The 20,148-nt window shown below is 44.7% G+C and carries 20 protein-coding genes; 18 read left to right on the top strand and 2 right to left on the bottom strand.

The window, feature by feature from the left end; all coding sequences use genetic code 11:
- Positions 1-90: 90 nt before the first annotated feature.
- Positions 91-765, bottom strand: a complete 675-nt coding sequence (gene mutH / locus sps_RS12050; RefSeq protein WP_077752758.1) for a DNA mismatch repair endonuclease MutH — start codon at positions 763-765, stop codon at positions 91-93.
- Between the two features lie 702 nt (positions 766-1,467).
- Here mutH and rppH point away from each other — a divergent pair.
- The 9 genes from rppH to sps_RS29140 all read left to right on the top strand — a co-directional run bounded on the left by rppH (position 1,468) and on the right by sps_RS29140 (position 9,928).
- Positions 1,468-2,004 carry an RNA pyrophosphohydrolase gene (gene rppH / locus sps_RS12045; RefSeq protein WP_077752757.1) on the top strand — a complete coding sequence of 179 codons (537 nt, stop codon included), beginning with the start codon at positions 1,468-1,470 and terminating at the stop codon, positions 2,002-2,004.
- An 81-nt stretch (positions 2,005-2,085) separates the two neighbouring features.
- Positions 2,086-4,311, top strand: a complete 2,226-nt coding sequence (ptsP, locus tag sps_RS12040) for a phosphoenolpyruvate--protein phosphotransferase (protein WP_077752756.1) — start codon at positions 2,086-2,088, stop codon at positions 4,309-4,311.
- A gap of 114 nt (positions 4,312-4,425) precedes the next feature.
- A complete protein-coding gene (locus sps_RS12035) occupies positions 4,426-5,229 on the top strand; it encodes a sulfite exporter TauE/SafE family protein (RefSeq protein WP_077752755.1) in 804 nt (267 codons plus the stop codon).
- A gap of 111 nt (positions 5,230-5,340) precedes the next feature.
- Positions 5,341-6,192, top strand: coding sequence for a thymidylate synthase (locus sps_RS12030; RefSeq protein WP_077752754.1), 852 nt, complete (start codon positions 5,341-5,343; stop codon positions 6,190-6,192).
- Positions 6,193-6,516: 324 nt separating this feature from the next.
- Positions 6,517-7,698, top strand: coding sequence for a Na+/H+ antiporter NhaA (gene nhaA, locus sps_RS12025; protein ID WP_077752753.1), 1,182 nt, complete (start codon positions 6,517-6,519; stop codon positions 7,696-7,698).
- Positions 7,699-7,737: 39 nt separating this feature from the next.
- The gene (locus sps_RS12020; RefSeq protein ID WP_077752752.1) at positions 7,738-8,121 is read left to right on the top strand and encodes a hypothetical protein; all 384 of its coding nucleotides are present in this window, start codon (positions 7,738-7,740) and stop codon (positions 8,119-8,121) included.
- Positions 8,122-8,166: 45 nt separating this feature from the next.
- A complete protein-coding gene (gene nhaR, locus sps_RS12015; RefSeq protein ID WP_077752751.1) occupies positions 8,167-9,078 on the top strand; it encodes a transcriptional activator NhaR in 912 nt (303 codons plus the stop codon).
- 162 nt (positions 9,079-9,240) lie between these two features.
- Positions 9,241-9,480, top strand: coding sequence for an FAD assembly factor SdhE (locus sps_RS12010; protein WP_077755657.1), 240 nt, complete (start codon positions 9,241-9,243; stop codon positions 9,478-9,480).
- Positions 9,413-9,928: a protein YgfX gene (locus sps_RS29140; RefSeq protein WP_335695444.1), complete on the top strand. Its 516-nt coding sequence runs from the start codon at positions 9,413-9,415 to the stop codon at positions 9,926-9,928. Before sps_RS12010 ends, sps_RS29140 begins: the two co-directional genes overlap by 68 nt.
- Here sps_RS29140 and nadB read toward each other — a convergent pair.
- On the bottom strand, positions 9,925-11,538 hold the full coding sequence (gene nadB / locus sps_RS12000; protein ID WP_077752749.1) for an L-aspartate oxidase: 1,614 nt from the start codon (positions 11,536-11,538) through the stop codon (positions 9,925-9,927). The genes sps_RS29140 and nadB overlap by 4 nt on opposite strands.
- 199 nt (positions 11,539-11,737) lie before the next feature.
- Between nadB and rpoE the strand changes: the two genes are divergently transcribed.
- The 9 genes from rpoE (at position 11,738) to recO (ending at position 19,976) form a co-directional block, all read left to right on the top strand.
- Positions 11,738-12,316 (top strand): RNA polymerase sigma factor RpoE, encoded by a 579-nt coding sequence (gene rpoE, locus sps_RS11995; RefSeq protein WP_077752748.1) that lies wholly within the window; start codon positions 11,738-11,740, stop codon positions 12,314-12,316.
- A 51-nt stretch (positions 12,317-12,367) separates the two neighbouring features.
- The gene (locus sps_RS11990; protein WP_077752747.1) at positions 12,368-12,979 is read left to right on the top strand and encodes a sigma-E factor negative regulatory protein; all 612 of its coding nucleotides are present in this window, start codon (positions 12,368-12,370) and stop codon (positions 12,977-12,979) included.
- Between the two features lie 31 nt (positions 12,980-13,010).
- Entirely contained in the window at positions 13,011-13,943 is a 933-nt protein-coding gene (locus sps_RS11985; protein ID WP_077752746.1) for a MucB/RseB C-terminal domain-containing protein, read from the top strand.
- 25 nt (positions 13,944-13,968) lie between these two features.
- Positions 13,969-14,424: a SoxR reducing system RseC family protein gene (locus sps_RS11980; RefSeq protein WP_077752745.1), complete on the top strand. Its 456-nt coding sequence runs from the start codon at positions 13,969-13,971 to the stop codon at positions 14,422-14,424.
- A 149-nt stretch (positions 14,425-14,573) separates the two neighbouring features.
- Entirely contained in the window at positions 14,574-16,364 is a 1,791-nt protein-coding gene (gene lepA / locus sps_RS11975; protein ID WP_077752744.1) for a translation elongation factor 4, read from the top strand.
- Between the two features lie 157 nt (positions 16,365-16,521).
- Positions 16,522-17,439: a signal peptidase I gene (gene lepB, locus sps_RS11970; RefSeq protein ID WP_077752743.1), complete on the top strand. Its 918-nt coding sequence runs from the start codon at positions 16,522-16,524 to the stop codon at positions 17,437-17,439.
- A gap of 1 nt (position 17,440) precedes the next feature.
- A complete protein-coding gene (gene rnc / locus sps_RS11965) occupies positions 17,441-18,118 on the top strand; it encodes a ribonuclease III (protein WP_077752742.1) in 678 nt (225 codons plus the stop codon).
- Positions 18,115-19,122, top strand: coding sequence for a GTPase Era (gene era / locus sps_RS11960; RefSeq protein WP_077752741.1), 1,008 nt, complete (start codon positions 18,115-18,117; stop codon positions 19,120-19,122). Before rnc ends, era begins: the two co-directional genes overlap by 4 nt.
- Positions 19,123-19,283: 161 nt before the next feature.
- Complete coding sequence (gene recO / locus sps_RS11955) at positions 19,284-19,976, top strand: DNA repair protein RecO (protein ID WP_077752740.1); 693 nt, start codon at positions 19,284-19,286, stop codon at positions 19,974-19,976.
- Positions 19,977-20,148 lie beyond the last annotated feature (172 nt).

Here is a 20,148-nt window from a genome sequence, read left to right as displayed (position 1 = left end):
GTTCAGGATGCGCTAGTCTATAGAAAATGACCCTATGATTTCCAGTAGTATTTGTGATCTTGGTCAAATGAAAGTGATATCGTTTGAAATTCAGCTAAAAAAACGCTCTAGTATCGATTGCGTAAAGGGGATCTTAAGATAAAAGCCCCTTGGGTTAGTCAATTTCTTTGACCCATCCTTACCTATGCTTTGGGTAACAGAGCGGCTATTTGCACCCTTAGGCCTAAGTTGTAGTACTTCACCATGTCTGGCGGTAAGTTGCTGTACTTGCCCCATGGCAATGAATTCCATTATTTCTTCCCAATCTTGCTTCAGAAGATCAAGTTCATCCGGTGTTGGAGACCATAAAATAGGAGTACCTATCTGTCTTTGAGCCACCGGAATGTCACGGTTTCCTTGTACAGGAACCCAAAGTACGGTCTGCAATTTATGGTAGACGATACTTTTTTCCCAAGTCAGGCCTTGTATATTGACCAAGGGGGCTACAGTCACATATGTTGTTTCTATGGGTTTTCCCTTGTTATCAATAGGGATCGTTTTTAACTCTACACCTAAATGAAGAAAGTCTTGCTCTGGTTTTGAGCCGGCAAGAGCGCCAAGTTCATATTCGATTAACTGGCCCACCCAACCTTTATCTCTTCTAAGATCGGCTGGAGTAGTGAATCCGTGCGAACTGGCAACTTGTCCCAGAGTCAGGCCAGCCATGTTATTGGCTCGTTGCATCAGTTCTTCTATTGTCTTGGGAGAGGGGGTCGTAGTTTTCATTTCAAGGATTTTACCTAAGATATTAGATAATACCAGTCACATTGAATATCTGCTCATAAAACGTACTAACTTGGGTTTGTTAGTAACTACGACTTACTATGTCTATTTAAGTTATTGAAAATATTTATTAATTTATATATCGTTTCTGATTTGGATAATCAATTTAGAGATTAGATTATTCTTGCCCTTACTTTTCCAACATAGTTATCCACAGAAACATTGGATAACTCAATTTTTAAGTTATCCAAGTTGAAAAATACTCCTTGCCAAACAATAAATTTAGCTATTTTTCTCCATTTAGATGGGACTTTCACTATCGCCTGTGAATAAACGAGTAAAATGTTCCTCTGTGTTATTCAAAAGCTGACTATGGTTAAAAAACAATCGCAGATGAGGCTGAGTTAGACTTGGTTAACACTTTTTTTATTTAAGTTGATGGTTTACATCTTCTTTATTGTCGTTGGTTAAATGGTAATACACATTTTAATGTACCCGGTTTTTGATGGATCAAGGTCTATATATAAGTTAAGAACAGAGATATCCACAGATTTTGTGGATATCATTGCTTTTAGTGATCTACATCTGTTGATAAAAGTGATATTTTTACTTTTTTATCCAAGGTTAATCTGCTACATGCCATTTGCCGCGGCCTCAGCTTTGTGAAACAATCGTGATATTGAAATTGTGAAATACGGAGTCCATGTGATTGATAGTGACGGCTTTCGCGCAAATGTGGGCATCATTATCTGTAATCGCTTTGGGCAGGTAATGTGGGCAAGAAGATTTGGTCAACATTCCTGGCAGTTTCCTCAAGGAGGAGTTGATGAAGGCGAAACTCCTGAAGAGGCGATGTATAGAGAGCTCTATGAAGAAGTGGGATTAAAACCTGAACATGTTCAGATTTTAACTTCGACTCGCTCTTGGTTGCGTTACAGATTACCTAAACGTTTGATTAGGCAAGATAGCAAACCTGTCTGTATTGGACAGAAACAGAAGTGGTTTTTACTGCAGTTAAAGAGTGGTGAGAGTGCAATCGATCTCAATGCTTGTGGTCACCCAGAATTCGATGATTGGCGTTGGGTGAGTTACTGGTACCCCGTTAGGCAAGTCGTGTCCTTCAAGCGGGATGTATATAGGAAAGCAATGAAGGAATTTGCTCCGACGGCACTTCCATTTCAATCTCGAGAATCTCATTTCGGTAATAGCCAGAGTAATAAAAGAAGAAATAGGCGACGCTAAGGCTTGTATGCGGCTTGTATAAAGAACCTAGCCTTCTAAATAGAATCAACAACAACTGAGTGGTGTATAGGGAGTGACTAAGTGCTTAAGATGCTAAGAGATATTACACAGGCCGTGGCAGCGGCACGAGATCTCCACTCAGCTTTAGATTTGCTCGTTTCTCGTACAAAAACTGCGATGACAACTCAGTGTTGCTCTATATATCTGTTAGAGGGGGAGCAGTTGGTGCTCTCTGCAACGGATGGCTTGTTAAACAGCGCCGTAGGCCAAGTGAGAATGCCACTATCGGAAGGCCTAGTGGGTTTAGTTGCAGAGCGAGAAGAGCCTATTAACCTAGCAGATGCTCAGCAACATCCTAGATTTAAGCAGTTTGAAGAAGCCGAGGAAGCAAGCTTTCGGGCATTTTTGGCTGCTCCTATCATCTATCAGAAACGCATTCTAGGTGTCTTGGTGGTTCAGCAAGCCGATACCCGTCTGTTTAGTGAGGGCGAAGAAGCTTTCTTGATGACATTGGCGGCTCAACTCGCTATGGCAATAAGAAACCTACGAAAGAAAGCCGAAGCACCTGATTTATTACATTTTAAGGGAACCTCTGCTGCTAATGGCATTGCGATAGCACATGCTCTGGTCATAGGTGGGCAGATAGAATTATCCCAGCCTGAAGTAAAAATTACCGACATCGAGGCTGAAGTTACTCGGTTAAGTCATGCTATAGAAGCGTGTAAAGACACGCTTTCTTCATTGTCTCAGCGCTTCGAGCAAGAAGAAGATCACGAAGTTGTTTCTATATTTTCGGCTCTACAGTTACTGCTCGATAATGCCAGCCTAGGTGGAGAATATATCAAGGAGGTTCGAGAGGGCTGGAGTGCTATTTCTGCTGTGAGTCGTGTCTCTTTGCGATATATAGATCAGTTTACTCAGATGCAAGATCTCTACCTAAAGGAGCGCGCCGGAGATATTCGAGATCTTGGTTTACGAGTATTACGTCTGCTTATTGAACCGGAAAGAATGGGTTTCGAGCCCGATGTACCTGTGATCTTAGTGACAAAAGAAGCCGATGCGACTATGTTAGCCGAGTTTCCCCGTCACAAGTTAGTCGGCATAGTGACCGAGCAGGGCGGTGTTAACTCCCATGCCGCAATTTTAGCTCGAGCACTTGGCGTCCCAGCGATCATCGGCGTCGAAGGTGTATTGACTGCAGGTATCGACAAGAAGTTATTGATCATCAATGCTAATCGTGGCCAATTGCTGGTTTCACCGGCCCCACCTCTCATAGCCGAATATAGAAATTTAATCTCGGCTGAAAAAGCCTTACAAAACAGATATGCACAGGAATTAACTCTTCCGGCTGAAACCATAGATGGTAAACGGATACACCTCTATCTTAACGCTGGTCTACTGAGTAGCTTAGAGTCGGAAATTGCAGAAGGATCCGACGGAGTCGGTCTATATAGAACTGAAATTCCATTTATGTTGCATCAAAGGTTCCCTAGCGAATCTGAACAGGTGAAAGTGTATCGTCAGGTACTTGAAATCGCATGCGGTAAGCCTGTCGTGATGAGAACCTTAGATGTGGGTGGTGATAAGCCGTTATCCTATTTTCCTATTAACGAGGAAAACCCATTCTTGGGTTGGCGAGGGATAAGATTATCTCTGGATCACCCTGAGCTCTTCTTAGTACAGCTCAGAGCTATGATTCACGCGGGAGCCGATAGTGATCAGTTGCATATTCTTTTGCCTATGGTCAGTAACTTAGATGAGATAGATCAAGCCATAACCTATCTGGAACAAGCATTTTTTGAGTTAAAAGGTGATCTTGGAAAAGAGATAGTCAGACCTAAAATAGGCATAATGATTGAAGTGCCTGCCTTGCTATATCAACTCGCTGAAGTGGCTAAAAGGGTCGATTTTGTCTCTGTAGGCTCTAACGATCTGACTCAATATATGCTGGCAGTGGATAGAAATAACCCTAGGGTGAGCACACTTTATGATTGTTATCACCCAGGGATCCTCAGGGCCTTAAAAAGGGCCAGATTTGATTGTTGGCAATATCACCTTCCGGTAAGTGTTTGTGGCGAATTAGCTGGGGAGCCTATCGGCGTGATATTGCTCGTGGCTATGGGTTATGATCAGCTGAGTATGAATCAAGGTAGCCTAGCTCGGATTAACTACCTACTTCGTCGAGTTTCTCATTCCGATCTCAGCGAACTGTTGGAGATGGCGTTGACCCTAACCAGTGGTCAGGAGGTGAGGGAATTGGTGAGAGAGTACTTCGAATCAAGACAGCTTGGGGCCATCCTTAACTAATCTAAGATTTTGCTTTAAACTGTGGCTCATTTTTAATATAGGTTCCCACTTAGAATATGATCAGTATTTCTTCTATAAGCAGCGTACTTTTTGGCTTGAGCGTATTCAATACTAATGGATAGTCTATTCTTGCTCTTCATAAGCTGTCTGTTTCTCGGTTGTGTTATCGGCTTCATGGCAGGGTTATTAGGCATAGGCGGTGGCATAATAGCCGTCCCTATACTCCTATATCTGTTGCCATCGGTTGGCTTCGATGTGACCGTTCTTCCCCATGTTGCCATCGCGACTTCTTTAGCGGCCATTATCTTAACTTCACTGTCTTCGGCTCGCGCTCATCATAAGCAGGGCAATATTCCCTGGCCTTTACTTAAATCTGTACTGCCTGGCTTGATACTGGGCTCCTTAAGCGCTGGTTTTATTTCAAGCCTATTTAGCGCAGATTTGCTACAAACAAGTTTTGCCGTGTTTGTTATCTGTATGGCGGTACAGATGATTTTCCCCTATGGATTTAGTAAAGCCGACAAACCTATGCCTTCGACGTCGATATTATTTGCGGTATCAACCGTTATTGCCATTATCGCGGCATTAATGGGGATCGGCGGCGGGGTTCTGCTAATCCCCTTCTTGAGCTGGTGTGGATTACAGATGAAAAGCGCCATAGGCTTCTCTTCTGCATCAGGGGTATTTATCGCACTTTTTGGCAGTGCCAGTTACGTCATTTCAGGCTGGAACGTGTCGGATTTACCAGAGTGGACCTTAGGTTATGTGTATTTGCCAGCACTCTTAGGTATCGTTATGACATCTGTCTTGATCGCTCCCTTAGGAGTGAAGGCTGCTAGTATTTGGCCGACTAAAGTATTGAAGAGAATTTTTGCACTCTTGTTAGTTGTTGTCGGAGTGAAGCTCGCAATAACTTAAGTTTAGTTCCAATCTCATCTATCTCTGTTTGAAATTTGAGTGGATGGTTTTATCGGGAATTAGTACCGATAATAGACATATTTTTAAAGTTCCAGATTAAGGTCAACCATAATGAAGCAATACTTAGCACTCTGTAATCGGATCATCGATGAAGGTACCTGGATTGAGAATGAACGTACCGGAAAACGGTGTCTCACTGTCATAAATGCCGATCTTATTTATAACGTCGAGAAAAATGAGTTCCCCTTAATCACTACCCGTAAAAGTTTTTGGAAAGCGGCTATTGCCGAAATGTTGGGATATATTCGTGGTTATGATAATGCTGCCGATTTCCGTAAGCTGGGGGCGAAGACCTGGGACGCTAATGCCAATGAGAACTTGGCTTGGTTGAATAATCCTCATCGAAAAGGAGAGGATGATATGGGTCGGGTATATGGTGTTCAGGGAAGGGCGTGGAGTAAACCCGATGGTGGCACCATAGATCAGTTGAAGAAAATAGTTGATAACCTTAAGAAAGGGGTCGATGATCGCGGAGAGATCCTCAGTTTCTATAACCCGGGGGAATTTCATATGGGCTGCTTACGCCCGTGTATGCACACCCATAATTTTTCCCTGTTGGGAGATACATTATATCTCAATAGCTTTCAGCGTTCCTGTGATGTCCCCTTAGGATTGAATTTTAATCAGGTTCAGGTATTTACACTCCTGGCGTTAATTGCGCAAATTACCGGCAAGAAGCCGGGGATGGCCTACCATAAAATTGTCAACGCTCACATTTATGAAGATCAATTAGATTTGATGCGCGATGTTCAATTGAAACGAGAGCCTTTTGAGCCTGCTTCATTGTCTATCAATCCTGATATCAAATCACTGGAAGATCTAGAGACCTGGGTGACCATGGATGACTTTGAAGTGTCAAATTATCAACACCATGATGCCATCAAATACCCTTTTTCTGTTTAAACATAAAGTTTTCTTAACTGAGTGTTAATTCACTGATATTTCAGAGTTAACGAGTGCTAAATTTGTTTTAAGTTAGCACTCATTATCCATTTTATCTGCATAAATTCTCATCATCTTCCTCCTCTGTTGCACTTGTGATTTGAGTCACAATATTGTTTATCTTGTGTATTAATGCTTGCCTGTTATCTGAACAGTTGATAACTAGTCATTCACTGGTTACACTGGATAGCTCGGAATTTCCGATGTTAATAGCAGATGGAAGCGAATATTCAACATAATTGTATTCGGCTACACTCAAATCATTAAGGTTTATTGGAGCGTATTATGGAAAAGGCGATAAAGAATTTTTTAAGCCAGGAATCGGCGGGTGGCATCCTGCTTATGGTAGCGGTTTTGCTCGCTATGCTAATGGCAAACTCGCCTCTGTCTGGAATATATCAAGGATTCTTAGATACCGAGATGCAGGTCCGAGTCGGTAGTCTGGATATTGACAAGACGCTCATACATTGGATCAATGATGGCTTGATGGCAATCTTCTTTATGTTGATTGGCCTAGAGGTGAAGCGTGAACTGCTCGAAGGAGCCCTGTCGAGCAGAGCCCAGGCATCTCTTCCTACTTTCGCTGCAATAGGTGGCATGGTCTTTCCGGTTGGTGTTTATCTGCTATTTAATTACAGTGACCCTGTTACTCAAGTAGGTTGGGCCATTCCAGCTGCAACAGATATCGCTTTTGCACTGGGGATCATGGCGCTATTAGGCAGCCGAGTCCCGGTGGCGTTGAAAGTTTTTCTACTCGCATTAGCTATTATCGATGATCTGGGGGTTGTGGTGATTATTGCCCTCTTCTATAGCACTGATTTGTCTATGGTGAGTCTGGTTGTCGCTGCTATCGCAATATTAGGCTTAATCGGTTTAAACAGGCGAGGGGTAACAGCTTTAGGCCCATATGGAGTCCTAGGTATGATCCTCTGGATTGCCGTACTAAAGTCAGGTGTACACGCGACACTAGCGGGGGTGATCATCGCTTTCTGTATTCCGCTCAGGGCGAAAGATGGCACCTCTCCATCGGAGAGTTTAGAGCATAGCCTGCATCCTTGGAGCACTTTTATCATCTTGCCTATTTTTGCTTTCGCTAATGCGGGTGTAAATCTAGGTGGTATGAGTTTAGATGCGCTATTTTCTCCTGTGCCAGTAGGTATTGCCTTAGGTCTGCTGTTAGGTAAGCCACTGGGTGTCCTGTTTTTTAGCTATATTGCGGTAAAACTTAAATGGGCCGTACTTCCTGAAGGCATGGGGTGGAGGCATATTGCTCCGGTGGCTGTGATGTGTGGTATCGGTTTTACCATGTCTATGTTTATCTCATCTCTAGCATTTGTGGGAGAGGGCGCTGCCTACGGTGATTTTGCAAGGTTAGGGATCTTAGTCGGATCGCTTTTATCTGCTGTCATTGGTTATTTTTGGTTGGATAAAGTGTTACCCAAAGAAGCTGCGAATAGCGCTAAATAATAGATAAACAACGGGTTAAATAGTCATGGAGAGAACATTATGAGAACCATTTTTCTATCATTAGTATTTAGTTTTGGATTCATAGGGGCAGTTCAGGCCGAGCAATTGCAAGCCTGTAATCAGGATACAGAGAGTGTGGTGTGTCAACACTACCTCGAAGGCGTTGTAGATGGCGCCATGATGTATAAGCCTAATGCAACAGGGGCGCGAATTGAAACTGACAGCTACGAGTCCAGGGCTCTCAAATATAGGGGGGGGAAACGCTTTCAAGAGGCTAACCGTACTTATTGTGAGAGCCGTATTCCCGATAGGCAGGTGTTAGTTGACGGACTCGCTGAAGCTTTCTCTGCCGGAACGATTCAAGATGTAGAGTCACTAAATACGGTGATGTATAGCTTGATGGATTGTCAGAGACTCAAGTGATCACACTTGTTCTATCATTTATAATGGGATCAGGTTAGAGCATATATGTCACATCTGAATTATAACCACCTCTACTACTTTTGGATGGTACATAAAAAGGGCTCGGTGGCGAAAGCTGCTGAGGCTTTGTGCCTCACACCACAAACTGTTACTGGACAAATCCGGGTTCTCGAAACTCGTTTTAAGGGGAGCCTATTTAAACGAGTGGGTCGAAGCCTAGAGCCTACAGAGCTAGGAGAACTGGTATTTCGTTATGCCGATAAAATGTTTAGCCTCAGCTATGAGATGCTAGATCTGCTTAATTACCAGAAAGATGAGAATATTCTGTTCGAGGTTGGTATTGCGGATGCCTTGTCTAAAGCCTTAGCAAGTAGAGTCTTACTTTCGGTTGTACCCAGCGATGGGTCCATGCATCTGGCCTGTTTCGAGGCTACACACGAAAACTTGATGACAAGATTAAGAGAACACAAGCTGGATATGATTCTGTCTGATTGCGCTGGAGAGTCGCTTAAATACCCTGAGATCTTATCTAAGAAGTTAGGCGAATGTGGAGTCGCTTTTTTCTCTGCCGAGAAGTATGACAAGCCGTTTCCTGAGTGCTTAGAGCAAGGTAAGTTACTCATTCCGGGCAAGCGAACTTCCCTTGGCCAACAGCTACATCACTGGTTCGATGAAAATGGACTCAACGTCAATATTCTTGGCGAATTCGATGATGCGGCCATGATGAAGGCTTTTGGATATTTCAAGCAAGGGATCTTCGTGGCCCCCTCTATCTACAAACAAGATATCTTGTCCCATGATATGCACTTGTTAGGTGAAACTACCGACATTAAAGAGGTATACCATGTCATGTTTGCCGAGCGAATGATCCAGCATCCGGCAGTAAAGCGTCTATTGGAAACAGATTTCACCGACTTGTTTGAAGGCCGGGATGCGCAAGTTCAGCATCTTTTATAGGTCGGCTAAAGATACAGAAAAAATTTATCTGGTAGACTGATTAGGATAGGTGCACAGGTGCAGAACTTTTGAGTGTAAATGGTGATTTCATCGACTCAAATCACAACTAAGGTTACACTAGCTCCATAACGAGACCTAGGAGTCAAATGCGTGTCTGAACCAATGAAAATATCGAGAGTGAGATGGGCATGCCGACGGGGTATGCTTGAGTTGGACGTTCTTTTTCAACCTTTTGTCGAGAGTCACTACGAGCAGTTATCAGTTAAGAACAAAGGGATTTTTGTCAGACTTCTCGAAGGGGAAGATCCTGAGTTATTTGCTTGGTTTATGGGTCATGAACAGTGTCCCGACCCTGAATTGGCCGAGATGGTCATACTTGTCCGTGGCAGACCGGCGCCATAGTTTTAGACTAACTCCTTCCTTCGACCAGCGTCTCGCGTTGGTCGTTTTAGCGAGTGTTTGCTTAAGCTCATTTCTCGTCTGGCCTCCTCTAGATAATCTTATCTACCTGAGTATTAAATATTGCGCTGCGTGTTTGACTCTGACGTTTTTCTCTTATCAGTTTTGGCAATTAAAACATTGGTATTGTCGATTCAGCTTGGGTCGTGATGGGGAAGGTAGGATAGTTTTTGGAGACAAGAGTCAGCTTACTTCTGTGGATGAAACTGCCATGGAAAAATTCACCTTGGTCTTGAATCCAATCGTTACACCATTAGTGGTTTTTTTCTATATCAACACCCAAGATATGAGTGTTGGTCGCAGACGGTTAGTGATCATTTGGGCTGATATGTTAGACGACACAAGTTATCGTCACCTGTGTCGTCTGCTTCTTTCTAATTCGCAGGATTAGCTGTCAGGCTGCAGTATGGTTGGAGTGGGGTTATTCGAAGATTTAGGGTGATCTATATTGTAGTGAAGACCGACGCTCTCCTTTCTCTCCATGGCACAGCGAATGATAAGTTCAGCTACCTGAACTAAGTTTCTTAGCTCCAGTAAGTTGTTACTTACTCTGAAGTTACTATAATATTCCTGGATCTCCTGTTGTAGCATAGCGCAGCGACGTAGCGCTCTTTCTAAACGTTTATCTGAGCGAACGATACCGACGTAATCCCACATGAATAAGCGCAGTTCATGCCAGTTGTGGGCGATGACAACTTCCTCGTCTGAGTTTGATACCTTACTTTCATCCCATGCAGGCAACGTACCTGGCATAGGAATTTTATGCAGTAGTCCCTCGATGTCTTCACCTGCGGCTCTGGCGAAGACCAAACACTCGAGTAGTGAGTTACTGGCGAGGCGGTTAGCACCGTGTAAACCCGTATAAGCGACTTCACCGATGGCATATAAGCCATTAAGATCGGTTTGTCCGTGAAGGTCTGTCATCACGCCACCACAAGTATAGTGGGCGGCTGGTACGACCGGGATCGGATCAGTGGTGATATCGATACCAAATTCCAAGCAACGCTTGTGAATGGTCGGAAAGTGCTTAATGACAAAGTCTGCTGGCTTATGGGTGATATCTAAATAGACACAATCTGAGCCGAGCCTCTTCATCTCAAAATCTATGGCCCGTGCGACTATATCTCTGGGAGCTAATTCGGCACGTTCGTCAAATTCTGGCATAAAGCGCGTGCCATCGGGGCGTCTAAGATAGGCCCCCTCACCTCGCAATGCCTCTGTGAGTAGAAAGTTTCTGGCATCGGCATGATAGAGACAAGTAGGGTGGAATTGATTGAATTCCATGTTGGCAATTCTGCAACCTGAGCGCCAAGCCATAGCAATACCATCACCGGATGCAATATCTGGATTTGAAGTATATTGATAGACTTTAGAGCTTCCACCAGTTGCTAAAGCGACGAACCTTGCCTTGACGGTCTCTACTTGTTCAACATCTCTATTCCAAACATAGGCACCTAAGACTCGGTTACCCGATAGGTTTAATTTACGGGAAGTTATGAGGTCTATGGCGTTGTAACGCTCTAAAACCTGGATGTTAGGGTGGGATTTGGCTCTATCTTGTAAGGTGACCTGAACTTCTTTACCTGTTGCATCAGCCGCATGTAGGATGCGTCTGTGACTGTGTCCGCCTTCACGGGTTAAGTGGTAAGGAGCATTTACCGTGTCACCGTCACTGGTCTCTTCCTTATCGAAAGCCACACCGCACTCGATTAACCACTCCATGGCCCCTTTGGCATTTTCGGCGGTAAATTTAACGACACTTTCATCACAAAGTCCGGCTCCGGCGACTAAGGTATCGGCAACATGGGATTCAATTGTGTCATTTTCATCGAAGACAGATGCTATGCCGCCCTGAGCATAGTAAGTAGAACCTTCGCTCAGTGGTCCCTTTGAGAGTAAGATAACTTTAGACTTTTCAGCAAGATGCAGTGCTAATGTCAAACCAGCAGCGCCGCTGCCGATAACCAAAATATCAGATTGGTGTTCAACTACTTGTTTCATCAGGTATCATGTTAAGTTCTGTGGGGTCTAGCTATGGTAAACCAAGAGAGCTTTTTTGGATAGATTGCTAGTTAACAGAAAATAAATTCATTTCGATGTAATTTTTTAGAACTTTTTCGAAGTTCGCTAGTCTACATATGTGCATATGATTCGAGCGACTGAGAAATCAGCATTTTAGATTTAGGAGTAGTCGGCTCGGATGAGTGGACAAATAAGTGATCAACAACTAGTTGAGCGTGTACAGCAAGGTGATAAAAATGCATTTAATCTATTGGTACTCAAGTATCAGAACAAGGTCATAAACCTGATTTCACGCTATGTGCGAAACCAGGCTGACGTTGCTGATGTGGCTCAGGAAGCTTTTATTAAAGCGTACCGGGCATTACCAAACTTTCGTGGTGAAAGTGCTTTTTATACCTGGTTATACCGAATTGCGGTAAACACCGCCAAGAATCATCTGGTTGCTCAGGGGCGACGCGCTCCTGCAAATGATGTCGATGCAGAGGAAGCCGAATATTACGATGGCAGTGATGCGTTAAAGGAGTTTGCTTCTCCAGAACGTCTATTAATGGCCGAAGATATTCAAAAAGTGGTTTTCGATGCGCTAGACTCATTACCAGAAGAATTAAAAATGGCTATCTCATTACGAGAGCTCGATGGTATGAGCTACGAGGAGATAGCAAGCGTTATGGACTGCCCCGTAGGCACCGTAAGATCTCGTATCTTCAGAGCCCGGGAAGCGATCGATAAAAAGCTTCAGCCTTTGCTGGAAGAATAGTAGCCTTTTTACTAACACAGGTACTTATTGAAGTACCAACATAGGTGATAAATGGATAAATTAGGTCAGGAATGGGTTTCCTCTGCCGTCGATGGTGAATCCGACGAGCAGGCATTGGCTGATTTAGCTGCCGATGAGGGTTCTCATCAGCAGTGGCGTGATTATCATATGATCGGTGACGCGATGCGTGGTGAGCTACCTAAGTCGATTAACTTAGATCTCAGTGCCAGTATTGCAGATGCAATCGATAAAGAACCCGCAATTATAGCACCGGTGCAGCGCGCCGATAGCCAAAAGCCAAAACAGGCTGCTGGAGGATTCGCTAATGTGATCCCTATGTTTAAGCAGTTCGGTCAATATGCTATTGCAGCTAGTGTTGCCTTAGTGGCAGTCGTTGGGGTTCAAAACTACAGTCAGCAGAGTGCCATAGATGCATCGCCGTTACCTGTGCTTAATACTCGTCCTCTGGTCGGTAGTGTGACTCCAGTGAGTCTACAGACTGGGCCGGTACAAGCGAGCCAAAGTTTCACTAATGTTCAGGTGATGGAGCAACGTCAACGCATCAATGCCTATATTCAAGATCATATGCTGCAACAAAGATTGAATAATGGGACCGAAATAGATGACAATAGCAAACTTGATTCGAAATCTGCGGATCACTAGTTTTCTAAGTTATGAACGTTAAGGAGTTAGCTTGCGTCTTATCCTGTTGGCCCTGTTAGTTTTTAATTTCCCTGTGATGGCACAGGAAGATCTCTCCGCTAAGGCTTGGTTGGAAAATATGAGCCAAGCTTTGCGGGAGCAAGAATTCAAGGTGTCTCTGATCCAGCTACAAGCGGATCACATTCGTCCCTTAGTCTATATTCATGGCAAGATTGAAGATCAAGAAGTCGCCTTTCTAGAACACCTCAACGGTCCTCCTAAGAATGCGGTAAGAGTCGGTAATACAGTGACTTTTATCGAGCATGATCAACCCGCTTATAGCGTAAGTGCTAATCGTATTCAGGGGATCTTGCCACCGGCATTTGCCGGAGATATCTCTAAATTGGAGTCAGGTTATCAATTCGTCTTGGGTGGTCGAACTCGTTTAGCGGGTCGTCCTGGCCAGTTAGTGCGCATCATTCCTAACGATGATTTTCGCTACGGTTACCAAGTCTGGTTGGATATGGAATCATTCCTGCCTTTACGCTATGACATGTTGACTCAAGATAAACAGTTACTTGAGCAGATCTTAGTGGTCGAGTTGCTGGTATTAGATGAGCCTCCCGCTATTTTATCTGAAGCTTATAAGCAGGAGTGGCCTGCAGTCGTCTCTCAATCTAAACGTGATGCCGGTGATAACTGGAAATTTAACTGGTTACCTGAGGGTTTCGAGGTTTTGGTTAAAGACAGCCATAGACTGATGGGCAGCCATGAGGCTGTAGAGTATATAGCTCTCAGTGATGGCATGGCTAACATCTCTGTTTATGTCGCCCGTGCCGGGGAAACTAAGATGCCCGAAGAGCTAGTGACTCGAAATGGACTATCATTGGCGACGGAAGTTGTCGGTAATTTCGAAGTCGTGGCGGTAGGTAAAGTGCCGACTGAAACCTTAACTCGCGTTGCTAAGAGCATCAGTATCCAATAATGATGCTCCAATAGGGGATACTTCTATGATGGAAGAGATGGCTAAAGTCATAAAATGTGACGACAAGGGCTGGATAACCGTAGAGGTTCAAGTCAAAAATGCCTGTAATCATTGTGATAACAGTGAGTCTTGTGGCACCTCAGCAGTAGCGTCAGCCTTCTCCCCTAAGGTGCAAGTTTTCTCTATTCCATCTGAAACACAATATGAACCTGGTCAACTTCTTCGGCTAGGTTTACCCGAAAGTGTGATTCTAAAGGCGGCGGCGCTCATTTACTTGCTTCCCCTGTTTGGACTCTTTCTGGGGGCTGGTATGGCGACGCTTGTTTTATCTCAATTTCAGGTCGAAGTTAGTGACTTTCAAGTGATCCCCGTTGCACTCATGGGAGCCTTTCTGTCTTGGCTCTATGCCAAAAGAGCTGCAAAGAAGATGGAGCACACCAGTCAGCCTGTGATTCTTTCTCATCTGGGCCAATCTCTTTAATATTTTATACGTATCGGTATTAGGTTTACTCGCCCGCTTTTCACAGTATTGATGACGATGGAGAGCGGTTTAGATTGGTATTGGGGAGCCGATCGGGTACAATTCCGCACTTTTAGATAATTCCAACTTTGAGTCAGTCATTTCGCATCATGAAGCACATTAGAAATTTTTCAATTATTGCCCATATTGATCATGGCAAATCAACACTCTCAGACCGCTTAATTCAGTTTTGCGGAGGTCTTTCAGATCGTGAGATGGCGTCCCAAGTTTTGGACTCGATGGATATTGAGCGTGAGCGTGGTATTACCATCAAGGCTCAGAGTGTTACGCTAAATTATACGGCCCAAAACGGTGAAACCTATCAGCTAAACTTCATCGATACTCCGGGTCATGTAGATTTCTCCTATGAAGTTTCTCGCTCTCTGGCAGCTTGTGAAGGTGCCTTGCTGGTCGTAGATGCTGGGCAAGGTGTAGAGGCTCAGACTCTGGCGAACTGTTATACGGCGCTTGAGATGGATATGGAAGTCGTTCCTGTTTTGAACAAGATCGATCTGCCTCAAGCCGATCCTGAGCGTGTTGCCGAAGAGATCGAAGACATAGTCGGCATCGAAGCGGCCGATGCGGTGCGCTGTTCGGCTAAGACAGGCATAGGTATCGAGGACGTACTCGAAGTTATCGTCGCCCAAGTTCCTCCTCCTGAGGGAGATAAAGAGGGGCCATTGCAAGCCTTGATTATCGATTCCTGGTTCGATAGCTATCTAGGTGTCGTTTCTCTGGTTCGAATCAAGAACGGTATACTCAGAAAGGGTGACAAGTTCAAGGTTATGTCTACTGGCGTGAATCATACCGCCGATAGAGTGGGTATCTTTACCCCAAAACAGACCGACACAAAAGAACTTAAGACTGGTGAAGTTGGTTTCGTAATCGCAGGAATTAAGGAGATCCACGGCGCGCCCGTAGGTGATACCTTAACTCTCGCTAAAAATGGTGCTACCGAGCCCTTAAGCGGATTCAAGAAGGTTAAACCTCAGGTCTATGCCGGTGTTTTCCCAATATCTACCGACGATTACGAGAGCTTCCGTGATGCGCTAAGCAAACTTAGCCTCAACGATGCGTCCTTATTCTTCGAGCCTGAGACCTCATCGGCGCTGGGTTTTGGTTTTCGTATTGGCTTCTTAGGCCTGCTACACATGGAGATCATTCAGGAGCGCTTGGAGCGCGAATATAACCTGGATCTGATCACCACGGCGCCAACCGTAGTGTATGAAATCATCAAGACAGATGGTGAGACTATCTATGTTGATAACCCATCTGATCTGCCGGCAATCAATAACATCGAAGAGATGCGAGAGCCAATCGTTGAGACCAATATTCTGGTACCGAAAGAATACCTGGGTAACGTTATCACCTTGTGTGTCGAGAAACGTGGCATGCAGACTAATATGGTCTATCACGGCAATCAGGTTGCTATTACCTATGACATGCCGATGGCAGAAGTGGTGATGGATTTCTTCGACCGTCTAAAATCTACCAGTCGTGGTTATGCGTCTCTCGAGTATAACTTTACGCGCTTTGAGCCTGCTGACATGGTACGCCTCGATATCCTCATCAATGGTGACAGAGTCGATGCCTTGGCGATGATCATCCATAAGGGACTCATTCGTCATAAAGGTCTGGCTCTGGTGAATAAGATGAAAGAGCTTATTCCTAGACAGATGTTCGATATCGCGGTTCAGGCCGCAGTGGGGACCCAGGTCATAGCTCGCTCTTCGATTAAGGCGATGCGTAAAGATGTGACCGCTAAGTGTTATGGTGGTGATGTATCTCGTAAGAAGAAGTTACTGCAGAAGCAGAAAGAAGGTAAGAAGCGCATGAAGCAGGTGGGTAATGTGGAAGTGCCGCAGGAAGCCTTCCTCGCTGTGCTTAAGCTCAACGACTAAATCGTTAAGAATTGTTAATAGTGAGCAATATCTAGCGCCGCAGTTTGCGGCGCTTTCGTTACTCACGTATAACTGACCTATCCATCGCTGTGTACGAGTTTGATTAAACTCGCAGTGATAAATAGTATTTTTGTTTGCAAGCAGGAGTTCATAAACTATGGCAGCTTATTTTTCCCTCATTTTGGTGTTAGTAACCTTGTGTAGTGGCCTGGTGTGGATGGCTGACGCTCTGTTACTCGCGCCTAAGCGTCGAGAGAGACTCGCTATGGCCCAAGCCGTCGACGCGGATATCAGTGAGGAAAATGCCGAAAAAATCACCCGTGAACCAGCGTTTGTAGAAACGTCTCGTTCTATCTTCCCAGTGATTGCATTTGTTCTTATATTACGCTCATTTATCTATGAACCTTTCCAGATCCCATCGGGCTCTATGATGCCAACCTTGCTGGTTGGTGATTTCATCTTGGTGGAAAAGTTTACCTATGGATTAAAAGATCCAGTCTGGCGCAGTCAGTTAGTGGAAAATGGTAAACCTGAGCGTGGTGATGTTGCCGTGTTTAAGTATCCCGAAGACCCACGTATCGATTACATCAAACGTGTTGTTGGCTTACCAGGTGACAGGATAGTCTATCGTAATAAGCAGCTGTACATTCAGCCTGCGTGTGCCGAAGGTGAGACAAGCTGCCCTGAGCTTAAACAAGTGGCTCGCGTGGGGGTTAATCAAGGTGAGTTTTCACAAAATGGTGCACCACTGTCTCGTTACACAGAGAAGCTAGGTGAAGTGAGTCATGACATCTTGATCAATCCTCAGCGCCCGGATCCTATTGGCTATTATTACCGCGAGGGTAAATTGCCTGTGGGTGAGTTTATTGTGCCTGAAGGCCACTACTTTATGATGGGCGATAACCGAGACAACAGCACCGACAGTCGTTTCTGGGGCTTTGTTCCCGAAGAGAACCTGGTCGGAAAAGCCGTTGCCATCTGGATAAGCTTCGAGTTTGATAGAACAAAGGCAGACTTCTTACCGACATGGATCCCAACAGGTGTCCGTTTCGAGCGTGTAGGTGGAATTACTTAAGATGGAACCGATTAAAAATATCCCGCGTCTATGTCGGACGTTAGGTTATCAATTTACCCAACAAGCACATCTGGATCAGGCTCTGACCCATAGAAGTGCTTCTAGCAAGCATAATGAACGCCTGGAGTTTCTGGGTGATTCAATCTTGTCTATTATTATATCTGATGCTTTATATCATCAATTTCCAAAGGTGACCGAAGGTGACCTTAGTCGCATGCGAGCTACCTTAGTGTGTGGCAAGATGCTGGCTGAAATCGGTTTCGAGTTCAAACTCGGAGACTACCTTAAGTTAGGCCCGGGTGAACTTAAAAGCGGTGGCTTCAGACGTGAGTCGATCATCGCCGATGCAGTAGAAGCTATCATAGGTGCTATCTATCTAGATGCTGATTTGGAGACTTGTCGAGTTCGAGTCTTGAGCTGGTATGAGTCTCGTTTGGCAGCCATAGAGCCTATTAATCAGAAAGACCCAAAGACCTTGTTACAAGAGCTGTTACAAGGTTTTAAGAAGCCTCTACCTGTCTATAAAGTGACAGACATCAAAGGTGAGGCACATGCACAGACCTTTACTGTCGAGTGTAGCGTCGAAGAGTTGAAGAAACCCCTTATTGGGGTTGCAAGTTCCCGAAGAAAAGCTGAGCAGATTGCCGCTGCGCAGGTTTTGGAGTTAATTAAGAAATGAGTAAGAAGAAAGCACCAACAGCCAATGAAGCGGCTTCGAATAACGAGCCTAACTTAGACGACCTGTTAGCACAGATGAATAACCCTTCATCTGCGGCAAAATACGATGTCACCTATTGTGGCATGGTCGCGATTGTTGGCCGCCCGAATGTTGGTAAATCGACTCTGCTGAATAAGCTACTGGGTCAAAAGATCAGTATCACCTCGAAGAAGCCCCAGACCACGCGTCATCGTATCATGGGGATCCATACCGAGGCCGCGCGCCAAGTGGTATTTATCGATACCCCTGGTCTGCATATGGAAGAGAAGCGCGCCATCAACCGTTTGATGAACCGCGCCGCAGCGAGCTCATTAGCCGAAGTCAGCTTGGTTATCTTTGTCGTAGACGGCATGACCTGGACCGAAGATGACGATATGGTTTTGCGCAAGCTACAGAGCCGTGATGATGGCCGTAAAACTGTACTTGCAGTAAATAAGGTCGATAACATCAAAGAGAAAGAGGAGTTATTTCCTTATCTTGAAGAGTTATCGAAGAAGTTTCCTTTCGACGAGATCTTACCTATCTCTGCGACAAAGGGCACCAATGTGCAGCGTATCTTAGACATGTCTATAGAATCATTGCCTGAGTCGCCGCACTTCTTCCCTGAAGATTATGTTACCGACAGATCACAGAAGTTTATGGCGTCAGAAATAGTGCGTGAAAAACTGATGCGTTTCTTAGGTGATGAGCTGCCATACGATTGTACCGTTGAAATCGAGCAGTTTAAGATGATGGAAAATGGCGTCTATCAGATTAATGCTCTAGTGTTGGTTGAGCGAGAGACTCAGAAGCGCATGGTCATAGGCAACAAGGGCGATCGTATTAAAAAGATCAGCTCTGCCGCTCGTGTTGATATGGAAGTCATGTTCGATAACAAGGTCTTCCTAGAGATGTGGGTCAAGGTTAAATCTGGTTGGGCCGATGATGAGCGTGCACTTCGCAGCTTAGGCTACGGCGAAGATTAATCAATCTGACTGATTCACTTAGTGAAGTTGCTAGCTTTATTGTAACAGCTTCGCTGTGCTTATCTTTAAATCATAAGTCGAGCTCTGAATCATGATCACAGTTAAACGAGTGTCGTTTATGTTGGAGTGCTAGTGATGAGCCTGACCTTTGGTATGAGATAATGGAGCGCGGTTACGTGCTCCATACTCGCCCCTTCAAAGACTCCAGTGTGTTAGTCAATATGCTGGTTGATGGTCAAGGACGAGTCGATTGCGTCGCTCGTCTTGGTAGCGGCAAGACCTCCATTAAAAGCATATTGCAACCTTTCCAACCGCTGATCTTTCAATTATCCGGCCGCACGTCCCTAAGAAATATGAACAGTGTAGAGGCGGGAAGCCCGGCTATCCCTCTCTCGGGTGACGTTAGTTTTGCTGGTTTCTATCTCAATGAGTTATTGGTTCGCTGCATCGCCGTCGATCATGGTGCAGAATCGCTGTTTTTCACCTATCACAAGACCTTAATGGCCATGGCCTCAGGTTTCTGTGAGAGCCAGTTGCGATACTTCGAATTAAGCCTGCTCAAAGAGCTAGGGCTGATGCCGACGCTCAGAACCGATTTGTCCCAAGAGGTGATAGAGCCAGGTTACTATTATCGTTTACTGCCCGACGAAGGTTTCGTCAATGCCTTGGGTCCCAAGACATCTCACTACAGCGGCGAGATGTTACTGGCACTGGATGAACATAGGCTAGAATCCCCACACCTAAAGCAAGCTAAATATCTGATGCGCTTGATGTTGGCACCATGTTTGGGTGATAAGCCACTTAAATCTCGGGCGCTATTTAAATATAAAATGACATCCCCGTTGACTAAATAGCTTCCCTTCTAAATCAAGTTACTAGCTCAGTCGTCACTACCCGTGTCATCAAGAGTGCAGCAACGCAGTTAACTTTTACTTCAATTTCAAATTGTGAAAACGAAATTCACTTAAACTCCCTGTGATTTTTATCCATGAGATGTTATTTCTTCATACTATCTGCTCTTGTATT

The sequence above is a fragment of the Shewanella psychrophila genome, from assembly GCF_002005305.1.
Taxonomy (GTDB): domain Bacteria; phylum Pseudomonadota; class Gammaproteobacteria; order Enterobacterales; family Shewanellaceae; genus Shewanella; species Shewanella psychrophila.
The sequence above is the reverse complement of the archived record's forward strand: the minus strand, read 5'-3'. Positions and strand labels throughout refer to the sequence as shown.

Excerpts from the sequence above, each read along its gene's own strand:
- mutH (WP_077752758.1), bottom strand. The coding sequence starts at position 765 with ATGAAAACTACGACCCCCTCTCCCAAGACAATAGAAGAACTGATGCAA.
- sps_RS12035 (WP_077752755.1), top strand. The coding sequence starts at position 4,426 with ATGGATAGTCTATTCTTGCTCTTCATAAGCTGTCTGTTTCTCGGTTGT.
- sps_RS12030 (WP_077752754.1), top strand. The coding sequence starts at position 5,341 with ATGAAGCAATACTTAGCACTCTGTAATCGGATCATCGATGAAGGTACC.
- nhaA (WP_077752753.1), top strand. The coding sequence starts at position 6,517 with ATGGAAAAGGCGATAAAGAATTTTTTAAGCCAGGAATCGGCGGGTGGC.
- sps_RS12020 (WP_077752752.1), top strand. The coding sequence starts at position 7,738 with ATGAGAACCATTTTTCTATCATTAGTATTTAGTTTTGGATTCATAGGG.
- nhaR (WP_077752751.1), top strand. The coding sequence starts at position 8,167 with ATGTCACATCTGAATTATAACCACCTCTACTACTTTTGGATGGTACAT.
- sps_RS12010 (WP_077755657.1), top strand. The coding sequence starts at position 9,241 with ATGAAAATATCGAGAGTGAGATGGGCATGCCGACGGGGTATGCTTGAG.
- sps_RS29140 (WP_335695444.1), top strand. The coding sequence starts at position 9,413 with ATGAACAGTGTCCCGACCCTGAATTGGCCGAGATGGTCATACTTGTCC.
- nadB (WP_077752749.1), bottom strand. The coding sequence starts at position 11,538 with ATGAAACAAGTAGTTGAACACCAATCTGATATTTTGGTTATCGGCAGC.
- rpoE (WP_077752748.1), top strand. The coding sequence starts at position 11,738 with ATGAGTGGACAAATAAGTGATCAACAACTAGTTGAGCGTGTACAGCAA.
- sps_RS11990 (WP_077752747.1), top strand. The coding sequence starts at position 12,368 with ATGGATAAATTAGGTCAGGAATGGGTTTCCTCTGCCGTCGATGGTGAA.
- sps_RS11980 (WP_077752745.1), top strand. The coding sequence starts at position 13,969 with ATGATGGAAGAGATGGCTAAAGTCATAAAATGTGACGACAAGGGCTGG.
- lepA (WP_077752744.1), top strand. The coding sequence starts at position 14,574 with ATGAAGCACATTAGAAATTTTTCAATTATTGCCCATATTGATCATGGC.
- lepB (WP_077752743.1), top strand. The coding sequence starts at position 16,522 with ATGGCAGCTTATTTTTCCCTCATTTTGGTGTTAGTAACCTTGTGTAGT.
- rnc (WP_077752742.1), top strand. The coding sequence starts at position 17,441 with ATGGAACCGATTAAAAATATCCCGCGTCTATGTCGGACGTTAGGTTAT.
- era (WP_077752741.1), top strand. The coding sequence starts at position 18,115 with ATGAGTAAGAAGAAAGCACCAACAGCCAATGAAGCGGCTTCGAATAAC.
- recO (WP_077752740.1), top strand. The coding sequence starts at position 19,284 with ATGGAGCGCGGTTACGTGCTCCATACTCGCCCCTTCAAAGACTCCAGT.